At 62.4% G+C, this 13202-nt stretch carries 14 protein-coding genes, 1 tRNA gene and 1 pseudogene; 14 read left to right on the plus strand and 2 right to left on the minus strand.

From position 1 onward, the window contains the following. Window positions 1–44 precede the first annotated feature (44 nt). Genes lepA through waaA form a run of 8 tightly spaced genes read left to right on the plus strand, consistent with a single transcriptional unit; the run spans window position 45 to window position 7624 of the window. Window positions 45–1844: a translation elongation factor 4 gene (gene lepA, locus GWK36_RS02840; RefSeq protein ID WP_166269885.1), complete on the plus strand. Its 1800-nt coding sequence runs from the start codon at window positions 45–47 to the stop codon at window positions 1842–1844. 56 nt (window positions 1845–1900) lie between these two features. Next, window positions 1901–2752 carry a signal peptidase I gene (lepB, locus tag GWK36_RS02845; RefSeq protein ID WP_166269886.1) on the plus strand — a complete coding sequence of 284 codons (852 nt, stop codon included), beginning with the start codon at window positions 1901–1903 and terminating at the stop codon, window positions 2750–2752. A 30-nt stretch (window positions 2753–2782) separates the two neighbouring features. Further along, window positions 2783–3178: a DUF4845 domain-containing protein gene (locus GWK36_RS02850; RefSeq protein ID WP_246237634.1), complete on the plus strand. Its 396-nt coding sequence runs from the start codon at window positions 2783–2785 to the stop codon at window positions 3176–3178. Further along, complete coding sequence (rnc, locus tag GWK36_RS02855) at window positions 3175–3852, plus strand: ribonuclease III (RefSeq protein WP_166269888.1); 678 nt, start codon at window positions 3175–3177, stop codon at window positions 3850–3852. Before GWK36_RS02850 ends, rnc begins: the two co-directional genes overlap by 4 nt. Window position 3853: 1 nt before the next feature. Beyond that, window positions 3854–4750 (plus strand): GTPase Era, encoded by an 897-nt coding sequence (gene era / locus GWK36_RS02860; protein ID WP_166272390.1) that lies wholly within the window; start codon window positions 3854–3856, stop codon window positions 4748–4750. A 37-nt stretch (window positions 4751–4787) separates the two neighbouring features. Continuing rightward, window positions 4788–5513, plus strand: a complete 726-nt coding sequence (gene recO / locus GWK36_RS02865) for a DNA repair protein RecO (protein ID WP_343033130.1) — start codon at window positions 4788–4790, stop codon at window positions 5511–5513. 32 nt (window positions 5514–5545) lie between these two features. Further along, window positions 5546–6319, plus strand: a complete 774-nt coding sequence (gene pdxJ / locus GWK36_RS02870) for a pyridoxine 5'-phosphate synthase (protein ID WP_166272392.1) — start codon at window positions 5546–5548, stop codon at window positions 6317–6319. A 36-nt stretch (window positions 6320–6355) separates the two neighbouring features. Next, a complete protein-coding gene (gene waaA / locus GWK36_RS02875) occupies window positions 6356–7624 on the plus strand; it encodes a lipid IV(A) 3-deoxy-D-manno-octulosonic acid transferase (protein WP_166269890.1) in 1269 nt (422 codons plus the stop codon). Window positions 7625–7705: 81 nt separating this feature from the next. On the opposite strand, the gene GWK36_RS02880 is transcribed toward waaA, so the two are convergent. Next, window positions 7706–8293, minus strand: coding sequence for an isochorismatase family protein (locus tag GWK36_RS02880; RefSeq protein WP_166269891.1), 588 nt, complete (start codon window positions 8291–8293; stop codon window positions 7706–7708). A gap of 213 nt (window positions 8294–8506) precedes the next feature. On the opposite strand from GWK36_RS02880, the gene GWK36_RS02885 reads away from it, so the two are divergent. Beyond that, a tRNA-Thr gene (locus tag GWK36_RS02885) sits at window positions 8507–8582 on the plus strand. 618 nt (window positions 8583–9200) lie between these two features. Here the strand turns inward: GWK36_RS02885 and GWK36_RS14755 are convergent. After that, complete coding sequence (locus GWK36_RS14755; RefSeq protein ID WP_210756838.1) at window positions 9201–9347, minus strand: hypothetical protein; 147 nt, start codon at window positions 9345–9347, stop codon at window positions 9201–9203. Window positions 9348–9518: 171 nt separating this feature from the next. On the opposite strand from GWK36_RS14755, the pseudogene mobH reads away from it, so the two are divergent. The 5 genes and pseudogenes from mobH to GWK36_RS15220 all read left to right on the plus strand — a co-directional run. Then, a pseudogene (gene mobH / locus GWK36_RS02890) lies at window positions 9519–10477 on the plus strand (MobH family relaxase); the annotation flags it as partial. Between the two features lie 315 nt (window positions 10478–10792). After that, window positions 10793–11062 carry a TrbC family F-type conjugative pilus assembly protein gene (locus tag GWK36_RS15215; RefSeq protein WP_246237773.1) on the plus strand — a complete coding sequence of 90 codons (270 nt, stop codon included), beginning with the start codon at window positions 10793–10795 and terminating at the stop codon, window positions 11060–11062. Next, window positions 11063–11650 carry a hypothetical protein gene (locus GWK36_RS02895; protein WP_166268951.1) on the plus strand — a complete coding sequence of 196 codons (588 nt, stop codon included), beginning with the start codon at window positions 11063–11065 and terminating at the stop codon, window positions 11648–11650. An 11-nt stretch (window positions 11651–11661) separates the two neighbouring features. Further along, entirely contained in the window at window positions 11662–12711 is a 1050-nt protein-coding gene (locus tag GWK36_RS02900; protein ID WP_425482788.1) for a TraU family protein, read from the plus strand. A 19-nt stretch (window positions 12712–12730) separates the two neighbouring features. After that, on the plus strand, window positions 12731–13138 hold the full coding sequence (locus GWK36_RS15220; protein ID WP_246237636.1) for a hypothetical protein: 408 nt from the start codon (window positions 12731–12733) through the stop codon (window positions 13136–13138). Window positions 13139–13202 lie beyond the last annotated feature (64 nt).

Genomic DNA, 13202 nt, shown 5'->3' on the forward strand with positions numbered 1-13202 from the left:
GAACGCTGCCCCTCGCGATTTGTCGATGTCCTGCTAAGAGCTTGATGACTGACCTGAAGCATATTCGCAATTTTTCGATCATCGCCCATATCGATCACGGCAAATCCACGCTTGCCGACCGTTTCATCCAGCTTTGCGGGGCCTTGAGCGAGCGGGAGATGTCCAGCCAGGTCTTGGATTCGATGGACATCGAGCGCGAGCGCGGGATCACTATCAAGGCGCAAAGCGTCACCCTCAATTATCAGGCGCGCGACGGGCAGGTCTATCAGCTCAATTTCATCGATACGCCGGGGCATGTGGATTTCTCCTATGAAGTCTCGCGCTCGCTCGCGGCCTGCGAAGGTGCCCTGCTGGTGGTGGATGCGGCCCAAGGGGTCGAGGCCCAAAGCGTCGCCAACTGCTATACCGCGATCGATCAGGGGCTAGAGGTCGTTCCCGTCCTGAATAAGATCGACCTGCCATCCGCCGATCCCGAGCGGGTGATCAAGGAGATCGAAGAGATCATCGGCCTGGATGCCCAGGATGCCTTGCGGGTCAGCGCCAAGACCGGAGAGGGGGTCCAGGGGCTCTTGGAGGCGTTGGTGGCCCGCATCCCGCCGCCCAAGGGTGATCGCGAGGCGCCGCTGCAGGCGCTGATCATCGATTCCTGGTTCGATCCCTATGTCGGCGTGGTGTCATTGGTGCGGGTGATGAACGGGCTGATCCGCCCACGCGATCGCATCCTGGTCATGTCCACCGGTCGCATCTATCAGGTGGATACAGTCGGGGTCTTTACTCCCAAAAAATGCGAGCGCAGCGCCCTGGGGCCAGGTGAGGTCGGTTATCTGATCGCTGGGATCAAGGAGATCGATGGTGCCCCGGTAGGCGATACCATCACCTCACCTGAGCGTCCAGGCGAAAAGCTGCCTGGATTCAAGGAGATGCAGCCCAGGGTTTTCGCCGGACTCTATACCGTGGTCTCGGATGATTATGAAGACCTGCGCGAGGCGCTTGGTAAGCTGCGCCTTAACGATGCTGCCCTGCATTATGAGCCAGAGGTTTCCCAGGCGCTGGGCTTTGGCTTTCGCTGCGGCTTTCTTGGGCTCTTGCACATGGAGATCGTCCAGGAGCGGCTGGAGCGCGAATACGACCTCGACCTTATCACCACCGCCCCGACCGTGGTCTATGAGGTCTTGCGCACCAATGGCGAGATCCTGCGCATCGAGAACCCAGCGGATCTACCCGACCCCTCGCAGATCGCCGAGATCCGCGAGCCGATCATCGAGGCCCATATCCTCACCCCTCCGGATCATCTCGGCGCCGTGATCAACCTCTGCATCGAGAAGCGCGGGGTACAAAAGAACATCCAATATCTCGGGGGACAGGTCCAGGTCGTCTATGAATTGCCCTTAAGCGAGGTCGTGCTCGACTTCTTCGATCGGCTCAAGTCATGCAGCCGCGGTTTTGCTTCCTTTGAATACGAGTTCAAGCGCTTCCAGGCTGCCGACCTGGTCAAGCTCTATATCCTGATCAATGGTGAGCGGGTCGATTCCCTGTGCCTGATCGTGCATCGCTCCCAGGCGCAAGGCCGCGGGCGCGAGATCACCGAACGCCTCAAAGAGTTGATCCCGCGCCAGATGTTCGAGGTTGCGATCCAAGCGGCCATCGGCTCCAAGATCATCGCGCGCAGCACGGTCAAACCCTTGCGCAAGAATGTCACCGCTAAATGCTATGGCGGCGACGTGACCCGCAAGCGCAAATTATTGGAAAAACAGAAAGAAGGCAAAAAACGCATGAAACAGGTCGGCAGGGTCGATATTCCGCAAGAGGCATTCTTGGCCGTGCTGCAAAGCAATAAGGAATAAACCAAGCTCGGCTCGGCATCCGCCTGTTCATCCCCGCAAGGAGATATTGAAATCATATGACCTTCGATTTCCCGGCCTTTCTCGTCTTGGCCTCCGCGGTGACGGGGGGCATCTGGTTGATCGATGTGCTTTTGTTTGCCCCGCGCCGGCGAGCGGCAGTGGCGGCAGCCAGTCAGGGTACAGCGGTGCCAGCGACAGGGGCAGCGCTCGGCAAGGAGCCGGTAATCGTCGAATATGCCCGCTCCTTCTTTCCGGTGATCTTCGCGGTCTTGGTATTGCGCTCATTCCTCGTCGAGCCCTTTCGCATCCCCTCCAACTCGATGATGCCGACCTTATTGACGGGCGATTTCATCCTAGTCAATAAATTCGCCTATGGTCTGAGGTTGCCGGTGCTGAATGTGAAGTTCCTCGACATTGGCGAGCCCCAACGCGGCGATGTGGTGGTCTTTAAGTTTCCGCTCGATCCGCGCACCGATTACATCAAGCGGATTGTCGGGGTACCGGGCGATCTGATCGACTATCATCAAAAAACCCTCTATATCAACGGCGAAGCCATCGCCCAGGAACCGGTCGGGACCTATATCGGGGTAGGCTCAGGCCGCGAGATGACCGGGGCGCACGAGGCGATCGAGCATCTAGGTGGCGTTGATCATGCCATCCTGACTCGCCCCAATGCGCCTAACCTGCCCTTTGGCTGCCAGGTATTGGCTTTGGGTCCGGTCAAGGTCCCAGAAGGCCATTATTTCGTCATGGGTGACAATCGCGACAACAGCAATGATAGCCGTTGCTGGGGGTTCGTGCCCGAGGACAAGCTCGTCGGCAAGGCATTCGCGATCTGGATGCACTGGGACGGACGGCGCGAGGGCCTACCCATCGCCTGGTCGCGTCTTTGGACCGGCATCCACTAACCACAGAGGTTAAGCACTATGCAGCAAACCATGACAACCGAACACCTCCCCGCGCGTCAGCGCGGGCTGGGCTTTTTGTCCTTGATCATCATCATCGCCTTGGCATCGTTCTTCGGGACCCTGTTGTTTAAGCTCGGTCCAAAGTATCAGGGCTTTTGGACCGTGCGCTCGATCATGGAGGAGACGGCCAAAAGCTTTGACCCAGCTCGCGATGGCGGCGGACGCGGTCTGATCAATACGCTCGAAAAGCGGCTCTATATCAACTCGATCAGCCACGTCGATACCAAGAACTTCAAGGTCGAGCGGTTAGGCGACAATCGCCTCAAACTCATCCTCGAATATGAAGATCGGGTACACCTATTTTTCAATATCGATGCCGTATTGATCTTCAAGCACCAGGTTGACGTCGTCTCGCCGCAAGTGTGAACACGGACCTTATGCGCTTTGCCCAGGTATTGGGACACCGCTTCCAGCGGGAGGATCTGCTTGTTCAAGCCCTGACTCACCGTAGTTTTGGTGCTGCGAACAACGAGCGGTTGGAGTTTTTAGGCGATGCCTTATTGGGCTTTGTGATCGCCGAGATCCTGCTTGAACGGTTTCCGACGGCCAACGAAGGGACGTTAAGCCGGATGCGCGCCGCTTTGGTCAAGCGCGAAGCGCTGGCGGCCTTGGCGCGCGATCTCAGGCTGGGGGAGGTTCTCCGTCTGGGGGCGGGCGAGCTGCGTACCGGCGGCCATGCCCGCGATTCGATCCTGGCAGACGCACTTGAGGCGGTCTTTGGCGCCGTTTATTTGGATGCCGGTTTCGAACGCGCGCGCGCCGTGGTGCTCGAACGCTTTGCCAGTCGCCTTGCCCAGATCGATGCCAGCGAGTCGGGCAAGGACCCTAAGACCCGTTTGCAGGAATGGCTCCAAGGCGCCCGCCGCCCGCTGCCCGACTATCAGGTGCTGGCAATCGAGGGCGAGCAACACGATCAGATCTTTACGGTTAGCTGCCAGCTTCAGGACGCTGAGCTCATGACCCAAGGCACGGGGACGAGTCGGCGGCGTGCCGAGCAGTCGGCGGCCGAACGTATGCTGGAGCTATTGCGCCGTGGCTGACTTGATCCCACTCCCTAGCCGCTGCGGCACCGTTGCCATCGTGGGGCGGCCCAACGTTGGTAAATCGACCCTTCTCAACCGGCTGTTGGGCCAACAGTTGGTGATCACCTCGCATAAGGCCCAGACCACCCGTCATGCGATCCTAGGGATCAAGACGCGGCCAGACGGCCAGATCCTGTTCGTCGATACCCCAGGCATCCATCGCCGTGGCGACAATGCGCTCAACCGCTATCTCAATCGGACGGCGCGTGCCGCACTTGTGGATACGGATCTGGCCCTGCTCGTGGTCGAGGCGGGGCGCTGGACGCAGGAAGACGCTCTTGCCCTGGAGTCGATCGTTGCTGCTGATATCCGTGCGATCGTGGCGGTCAACAAGATCGACCGGCTCGCCAATAAGACTCTGTTATTGCCTTATTTGCAGGAGCTCAGCGAGCGCCATGCCTTTATGCATCTGGTGCCGATCTCGGCGACCAAGGGCGATCAGTTGGCGCACCTGGAGTCCTTGATCCTTTCGGCCCTCCCCGAGGGTGATCCGGTCTTTCCGCCGGATCAGCTCAGCGACCGCCCCGAGCGGTTCTTTGCCGCTGAGTTGGTGCGCGAGCAGTTGATGCGACGCTATGCCGACGAGCTGCCCTATGCGACTACTGTCGAGATCGAGCGCTTCGAAGAGGAGGGTGGGCGCTACCGCATCCATGCGCTCATCTGGGTGGAGCGCCCCAGCCAAAAGGCGATCATCATCGGCAAACAGGGCGAGGCGCTCAAGGCGTGCGCCGTCCAGTCGCGTCTCAAGATGGAGCGGTTTTTCGGCTGTCCCGTGCATCTTCAGGTCTGGGTCAAGCTCAAAAAGAGCTGGGCAAGCGATGAAACCGCACTCGCCGCCCTTGGTTATCAGGATTGAGCTTGCAGTCTCGCCTGGGTGAGGATCGCTGGTGTCAGTGTCTCATTCACTCTTTTTGGGATTTGTGCTTCATCGCCGTGATTATCGTGATACCAGCCTCTTGCTTGAGCTTTTCGGGATCGGCCAGGGGCGGCTGGCGGCGATCGCCAAGGGGGCGCGCCGTCCCCGCCAAATCGCCAGCGCCCTCTTGCAGCCCTTTCAACCGCTCTGGCTGGCTGTCAGCGGACGGGGCGAGGTCAAGACTCTGACTGCCGTCGAGGCAGCAGGTCCCCCGTTTGCCTTGATTGGGCCTGCCTTGGTGTCAGGCTTTTATCTTAATGAGCTCTTGTTGCGGCTCTTGGCGCGTCAGGACCCGCATGACCGGTTATTCGTCTTTTATCAAGCGGCTCTGGCAGGTCTTGCTGAGGGCGCAGAACTGGAGCGTAGCTTGCGCCGCTTCGAGTGCCAGTTGCTCGCCGAGCTCGGCTATGGCCTGAATCTGGAGCGCGTCGCTGATGATGGATCACCGGTCATGCCAGAACGGGTCTATATCTATGATTGCGAGTCTGGACCGCGCGCTCTGGATTCCGGGGCCCAGGGTCCGCGGGTCTCGGGCGCGACCCTCTTGGCCTTGGCACGCGATGATGCCCTCGATCCGGTGCAGCGCCGCGAGGCCCGAAACCTGCTGCGCCATGCCCTTGCCCCGCACCTGGGTGGGAGACCCATGCAGAGCCGTGAGTTACACCGGCATTGGTTTGGCCGTGCACCCTGCCCCAAACCCTGAGAGACGATCATAAGGTACAGATTGCCATGCCCATGATTTCACCTGCGCCGTCAGCGATCCTGCTCGGCGTCAATATCGATCATATCGCCACCCTGCGCCAGGCGCGCGGGACCCGCTATCCCGAGCCGATCCAAGCCGCTTTGATAGCGGAACAAGCGGGTGCAGATGCGATCACCCTGCATCTGCGCGAAGACCGGCGCCATATCCAGGATCGCGATGTGGAGTTCCTGCGCGATATACTGCAAACCCGCATGAACCTGGAGATGGCCGTCACCCCGGAGATGGCAGCCATCGCCTGCCGCATCCGGCCTGCCGATTGTTGTCTCGTCCCTGAACGGCGCCAAGAGCTGACCACTGAAGGGGGGCTCGAGGTAGCAGGCCGTACGGAAGAATTGCGCGAGTTTTGCGCCCAGCTCACCGACGCCGGTATCCGGGTCTCGCTCTTCATCGATGCCGACCCGGTTCAGGTCGAGGCCGCCGCTGCCGTCGGTACCCCAGCGATCGAGATCCATACCGGGCATTATGCAGATGCCTGTACCCCGGTTGAGCGTGCCGCCCAGCTCGAGCGCATCCGGGCAGCAGTCAAACTGGGGCTTGCGCTTGGGCTTCAGGTCAATGCCGGGCATGGGCTTAACTATCACAATGTCCAGGCGATCGCCGCTATCCCTGGGGTGCGCGAGCTTAATATCGGTCATGCCATCATCGCCCGCGCCCTCTTTACTGGGCTGGAACAGGCAGTGCGCGAGATGAAGTCCCTGATGCTCCAGGCTGCCTCCTGGCGCCTCATCCCGCCATCGGGCAGGTAGTGAACGGATGGACATGGGCAAAGCTGTGCACCCTCAATGATTCGCACCCTCTATATCTGGCTGTGGTATCTGGCCTTGCCTTGGGTCTTGGTGCGCCTGTGGTGGCGCGGTCGCCTGCAACCGGCCTACCGCCAGCGTATCGGCGAACGTCTGGGATGGGGTCCGGCGCCTAGGGCCGAGATATGGCTCCATGCCGTTTCGGTGGGCGAGGTCCAGGCCGCCGAACCCCTGATCCGCTGGCTGCTGGCTACCCCCCGCGCACCCTCGCTCCTGTTGACCACGACGACCCCGACCGGTGCCGAGCGTGTACGCCTGCTCTTTGGGAAGCAGGTGGCCCATCGCTATCTGCCCTTTGATCTCCCCAGGACGGTAGCGCGCTTTCTCGCTCAGGTGCAACCGCGTCTGGTCCTGATCATGGAGACCGAGCTTTGGCCCAATCTGCTTGCTGAGCTTAAGCGCCGCGCCATCCCCGTTGCCCTGGTCAATGCCCGTCTCTCTGAACGCTCAGCTCGCCGCTACCGTCTCCTGGGTACCTTGGTCCCGGAGATGCTCAACGATCTTGCCCTGATCGCGGCCCAGTCGTCTGCCGATGCCGCGCGTTTCATTGACCTAGGGGCGCCGCATGAGCGGGTGCGCGTGACCGGCAATCTCAAATTCGATCGCCCTGAGCCGCCCCATCTGATGCAAGAGGCACAGCGGGTCCGGGCGCTGTGGGGGGTAGAGCGCCCGGTTTGGGTCGCGGCCAGCACCCATGAGGGCGAGGAGGAGCAGGTCCTGGCTGCCCATCGCCGTCTTCTGACCCTGTATCCTGAGGCGCTGCTTGTGTTGGTACCGCGTCATCCCGAACGCTTCGACCGGGTCGCGCGTCTGATTGAACGCCTGGGCTTCGACTATGTACGCCGCTCAATGGCTCGCGCAGTCAGCCCCCATGAGGCGGTCTATCTGGGCGACAGCATGGGCGAACTGCCCGTCTTTCTGGCCGCTGCCGACCTTGCCTTTATCGGCGGCAGTCTGGTACCCAAGGGCGGACATAACCCACTTGAGGCTGCCGCCGTCGGCGTCCCTATTCTGATCGGGCCCTCTATCTTTAACTTTGCTGCCATCATCCAGTCCCTCGTCGAGGCTGGCGCCTGTCTCCAAGTGACTGATGGGCCATCGCTCACCCAAGGTTTGGGGGCATTGTTTGCCGCCTCCGATCGAAGGTTTCGGATGGGAGCCGCAGGACGCGAGCTGGTCAGCCGCCATTGCGGGTCAATCGAACGGTTGTTGACGGTGCTACAGCCCTGGTTGGATGCACCCGTCTAGGCCCAAGGCATCGGCAGTGCCTCGTCATACGCCTTCCTTGGCCTTTGGTTGGATCCTCCCCAATCAACGGAAATGCTCTGTCTATTTGGGGTCCTTGAAGAGCGACCAGATTGCGCGGAAGTGTTCATCGGTCGAATCGGCCAGCCATTCGAAACCGACCGACTCAGTGCAGACGACCTGAATCCCACATTGACGCATCCGTTCGAGCACATTTACTTTATAAGCGGTCTTGCGCGAGATGATCGCATCCTCGGGCACAAAGACCTGATAGCCCCAACGTTGCAGGCCTGAGACGGTCTGGAGGATACAGATATGCGCCTCCATCCCGACGACGACCAGTTGGCGACGGTCAGGATGGGAAGAGATGTTGCGTTCAAATCCGGGGGCGGTGCAGCACGAGAAGGCGGTCTTCTCGGTGGGCTCATGCAGGGTCGGCATGTTGCAGCGGATCGATTCGATGATCGGGCCCAGGCCCTTGGAATTGTGCTGGGTCGCAATGACCGGAATGCCTACTACCTTGGCCGCCGCAATCAGGCGATTGATGTTGGCAACGACGACTTCCAGTTCATCTTGGGGCATGGCCGCGGCCAGGCGCTCTTGGGCATCGATGATCAACAGTTGCGAATAGGCCCGCTGGCACAATGGCAATTGGGCTTGATGAATGCTCATAGCATGTCCTCCAATGCGTTGTCGCCAACACCCAGCCAGCGACTTGCAGGGTAACCGGTGGATGATCATTGCAGTTTGCATGATCATCCCTGCCAATGGCAAGGATTAGTGCGCTTTGAGGGAAGAGAAGGCAATGACTCGAGCGATCTGCGCTTGGCCTTGCCAGCATTGAGATAGGCTGGGGCTTCGCGTTATAGTTTCACCTCTGTGAATGCTGGCGTAGCTCAGCCGGTAGAGCAGCTGATTTGTAATCAGCAGGTCGTCGGTTCGAATCCGTCCGCCAGCTCCATAAAATCAATGACTTAAGTGCAAAAATTCACTCAAGTTTTTTTTGAGTCACCAATAAGTCACCAAGCGAATGCTTCGACGAAGCATGACCTTGATCCCTGCCATTCGCTGGCCTAGCGTCCAACTTGCCTCAACCCATTCTTTCTGTCCCCTGGCATCAGGCCGCCTATCCAGCTCTGTGTTCTGAGCAATCTGGCGTGGTCTTACCTCGCATTCACTTGCTCGACGGTTCGGTCGGCTATTCTGAGTCCAGGCCACTCACAAGCGATACTCTAGAGTTGCAGGGGGTGGTCTCAGGATCTGGGAACAGTGGGAGCAAATCTCTAAATTTCTGATAATAATTAGTTTTTTTTGAGAAGAAACGCTCTTTTTTGCGCTGCTGTGTGGTAACATGTCTGGGAACAAGCCACGTCCGTCGTGAGCGTGTCGATTGGCGAGGACATGGGATCCGGGCGCTGAGTTCAGTCGTCAGGCACGCGCGCGGTTCGCCGTGGCGGTGTGGGATCCGAAACGGGAGGCCGGCACTGCACCTCACCCCGGCGCGTCAGCCCGCATCGCTGTCCGTCGAGTTCCAGGACATGTGCCCGATGTCCAGCGCGCCACGCCGCCCCAGCGAGCCTCAGCCAAGTGCATGCGTGACATAGTGCGGTAAGGGCAGGGGCCTCAGACTCCCGTTCGGCGCCGGATGGAGCGGGACAACTTCGGGTGCGGCACAGCCAACCAGGGTGTTCAGTGCCGTGAAACTGAGCAGGGACAGCAGGCGCATGTGGCCGATACTCCGCCAAGAGGACTGCGCGGGATCTTACCCAGCCGAGCTCCGCTTGACAGTCGAAAACGGTTTCCTGCCCAAAGGACCGTTTTGGCTGTCTCGGTCGATCAAGATCTGGTGTGATGCCGCCATGTTCGATGATTGAAATCACACGGCGGCTCAATCCCCATGCCGACCCTTCTGAACCGCTGCCGTTTGGCCTGGAGTTCGTTTCGTACCGGTGAATCCAGCCCCGATCCCGCCTCGGCTCCGGCGATCCTCTCAGCCGGTGTGCACGAGTCCGACATTCCGCGCTATCCGCCGTTCCTGCAGGGACTGCCGGTAGCCAATACCGCACAACTGCTGGCCACGCAGTCGGAGCTGATCACCGCGCTGCAGGACGCGTTGGCGATGACCGATGACGACTACCAGACCCTGGTGTGTCCGCTCATCGAACCCTATGCCGCGTTCGTGCATCTGCTGCCGGCCTCCGAGACCCATCACCATCGCGGCGCCGGCGGACGTTTCGTCATGGTCTCGAGGTGGCGTTTCAGGCTGCGCGGTCCAGCCGCGGATGGCTGTTTGCCCTCGACCGCCAGCCACAGGAGCGCCGGGTGCTCGAACCGCGCTGGCAGCTGGCCGCCGCCGTCGTGGGTCTGCTGCACGACGTCGGCAAGCCCGTGGCCGATCTCCTGGTGCTCGACCGCGCCGGCACGACCCACTGGCAGCCGGTCGACGAGACCATTCTCGACTGGGCGAGCCGCGAGGGTGTGGAGCGCTACTTTCTGCGCTGGAACAGCCAGCGGCTGCATCAGGGTCAAGCGGTCTTCACCACCTCGGTCTTTCCACAGCTGATCCCACGCGCGCTGCGCCGCTGGCTGATGGAACCCGATCCCCTGGTCTGGTACAGCCTGGGCAGTGTGCTGGCCGGACGCGACGACCAGGCGCTGCTGGCCCAGCTGATGCGCGAGGCCGATCGTCTCAGTGTCGAGCAGGATCTGCGCGAGAACCGTCTGGACCCCGAGGCGCTCTCACTCGGTGTGCCGATCGAGCGCTACCTGATCGACACCATGCGCGCGCTGCTGCGCGATGGCACCTGGGCGGTCAGCAGTCCCGGCGCGCGGGTGTGGGTGTTTGCCGACGGCGTGCATCTGGTCTGGCCCGAGAGCGCCCAGGATGTGGTGCAGCGGCTGGCCGAGGCGCTTCCGGAGCCGGGTCTGCGTGATAAGGCAGTGCGGATTGAGGAGCGGGCGTTGCTGGAGGCGCGTCCTGACTGGCTCCAAATCCAGGAGCCGGCGGCCGCCCAGTGGGCGCGCGAGCTTGGTGCGCTGGAGGCGCTGAGGCCACCGTCCTGGATATCGCCGTCTGCGTCTGGTTTATCGGAGCCGGAACCGCCGTCCTGGACCGTCACCGTGCTGGCCTCGCGTGCCCTGGGTGAGGCGCAACTGCGTGAGCTCCTGGCGATGGCCGCCGGTCGGCCCGCCGTGCGGATCGTCTGGCGCGGCGTGGCCCTAGGCGAATCGCTGGGGGCCTTCCTGCGCTGGATCCAGACACCGCTGCGCGCGGCGCTGGCCAACCGCGAGGCGGACGCGGCTCCACGCCTCGAACTCGATCCGCGCCCGTTTCAAAACCCGCGGGTCGAAGTGGTGCCGACGCTGATCGTCACCGATGGTGACGGAACGGAGTTGGCCCGTGTCAGCGGCCTCAGCGATCTGGACTGGATCCAGGCCTAGGTGCGCCAGGGGCGACGCGGGGATCTGGGCGTGCGCGGGCCAACGGTGGCCGTCAGCGAGCCGGATCTGATCGCTGAACTGCAACGGCGTCTGGCCGGGATCGACTGGGCGGCCGAGCGCGCGGCGGCCCGGGCGCGCTATTGGGAGCGGGCGGCCCCGATCGAGCGCCTGACGGCCGAGCAGCCGCGCGAGCGCCGTCTCGACCTGACGCTCGAAGCCCAGGCCAATGTCCACCTTCCCGATGGCACGCGCGTGATCCGTGCCGGCGCGCGTGTCGATCCACTGGCGATCCGGCCGTTTCGTCAGCAGCTGTTCATCTTCGATGCCACCGACCCGCGTCAGATCGCTGATGTGGCTCGGCAGGGCGCGGCCAGTCGCACCGAGGGACGCCTGCCACTCTATCTGGTCATACGTCTCGATCGCGCCGCCGGCTGGGCCGGCTACCGCACCGTCCAGGCCGCGCTCGGGGATCCGCTGTATCTGCTTACTCCCGATGTGGCGCAGCGTTTCCAGATCGAACGGGTGCCGGCGCGGGTCGAGGCACGGCGGGACGCCCTAGTCGTGGTCGAATGGCCGCCGGAGGGCTGAGGATGGCTGGTATGCTCAATGCGGCTGTCAGGTGGACGGCGGCGGTGCTCGGACTGCTCCTGGCGCTTGTGCCGGCGGTGCACGCCGAAGCGGACACCACGACAGGGCTGGGCAACGCCGTCTGCCCCGACGCCGAACTGCTCGGTCCCAAGCTCATCACCGACATCTGCTGGAGTTGTCTGTTTCCGCTGCGCATCGCCGGCGCGCCGATCGGTAGCGGCCCGGTCCCGAGCGGGGCCAGTACCCAGGCGCTGTGCGCCTGTCCCGACCCGGCTGGGCTGCCGAGTCCCGGGGTGGTGATCGGGATGTGGGAACGGGCGCGGATCGTCGAGCTGGTGCGGGTGCCCGGCTGTCTGCCGGCGCTGAACGGCGCCCGGCTCGATCTGGGCGCCTGGCGCACGCTCGGCACGCCGGGGCAGGCAACCTACGACGGCTCCGACAAGGCGTTCTACAACTACCACTACTACGCCTTCCCGTTGCTGGTGATGCTCGATCTGTTCTTTCCCGATCGCTGCAACGTCGATCACCTGACCGACTTCGACCTGCTCTATCTCTCGGAGCTGGATCCGACCTGTGACAACGATGAGCTCGCCTTCTTCACCAACCCGGAAGCGGCGTTCGTGGCCAACCCGGTGGCTCAAGCCGCCTGTCTGGTCGATGCGGCCTCGGCGACCAGGGTGCAGAAGCCCCTGGATGAACTGTTCTTGTGTGCCGGGGCCTGGGACGGACTCTATCCCTTCACCGGGCGCGTGCCGACCCTCAACGGCCGCCCGTCGGAGATGAGTCTGGCCGGCGCGCGGGTGCTGGCCGCGCTGCACCGGCGGGGACTGGCCCGTCAGACCGTCGGCGATGACGCGCTGTGCGAGGCCCCCTTCGCACTGATGCTGCCCAAGACCCAGTACCGACTGTCGCAGTTTTACCCGCGCCCGGAGGCCAACTCCAACCACGTCATCGGCGAGAGCGAGCTGCGCTGGGGCTTGGGGCGCAACGTGCCGGGGATCGGCGAGGACCATCTGTACCTGATCTGGCGCTGGCATGATTGCTGTCTCACCTGGTTATAAGCCGTCGGAGCTGCCGGGCGTGGGCGCGGCGAGGCTGGGGCGAACCGCCACCCGCGGGCTGGTCGGGCTCCTGGTCCTGGCGATCAGCTGGACCCCCTGGGCGCTGGTGTGGGGTGATGACCTGCACCGGGCGCTCGACTTCGATCAGGCCGCCGGTGACGGACAGGCGCTGGGGACAGCGCTCGGAACCGATCCGGACCGTCTGGCCCCGTTCGAGCAGCCGGACGACTACCGGGTCTACTTTCCAGGGGCCGAGACCGGTACGATCACGGACTGGACCGTGCTCTACGGGAATCCCGCCGCGCTCGAAGCCGCCGGTCTCCAGACGCAACAGGATCTGGTGGACACGCCCTATGCCGAGCCTCCCCCACCGGCCAGGCCTACCAGACCCTGCTGGAGCCGCTCGACCGACCGCGCCCCGACCTGAGCGCCGATCCGCTGTGGGACTTCACCAACGCCACGGTCAGTGCCCTGGACGACTTCACCGCCAC

Source organism: Caldichromatium japonicum, from assembly GCF_011290485.1.
GTDB classification, from domain to species: Bacteria; Pseudomonadota; Gammaproteobacteria; order Chromatiales; family Chromatiaceae; genus Thermochromatium; species Thermochromatium japonicum.

What these genes read in the sequence shown, in the direction of transcription:
- lepB (WP_166269886.1), top strand. Translation starts at nt 1,901, where the DNA reads ATGACCTTCGATTTCCCGGCCTTTCTCGTCTTGGCCTCCGCGGTGACG.
- GWK36_RS02880 (WP_166269891.1), bottom strand. Translation starts at nt 8,293, where the DNA reads ATGAGCATTCATCAAGCCCAATTGCCATTGTGCCAGCGGGCCTATTCG.
- lepA (WP_166269885.1), top strand. Translation starts at nt 45, where the DNA reads ATGACTGACCTGAAGCATATTCGCAATTTTTCGATCATCGCCCATATC.
- pdxJ (WP_166272392.1), top strand. Translation starts at nt 5,546, where the DNA reads ATGATTTCACCTGCGCCGTCAGCGATCCTGCTCGGCGTCAATATCGAT.
- waaA (WP_166269890.1), top strand. Translation starts at nt 6,356, where the DNA reads ATGATTCGCACCCTCTATATCTGGCTGTGGTATCTGGCCTTGCCTTGG.
- GWK36_RS15215 (WP_246237773.1), top strand. Translation starts at nt 10,793, where the DNA reads ATGGCCGCCGGTCGGCCCGCCGTGCGGATCGTCTGGCGCGGCGTGGCC.
- GWK36_RS02850 (WP_246237634.1), top strand. Translation starts at nt 2,783, where the DNA reads ATGACAACCGAACACCTCCCCGCGCGTCAGCGCGGGCTGGGCTTTTTG.
- GWK36_RS02900 (WP_425482788.1), top strand. Translation starts at nt 11,662, where the DNA reads ATGCTCAATGCGGCTGTCAGGTGGACGGCGGCGGTGCTCGGACTGCTC.
- GWK36_RS14755 (WP_210756838.1), bottom strand. Translation starts at nt 9,347, where the DNA reads ATGCGCCTGCTGTCCCTGCTCAGTTTCACGGCACTGAACACCCTGGTT.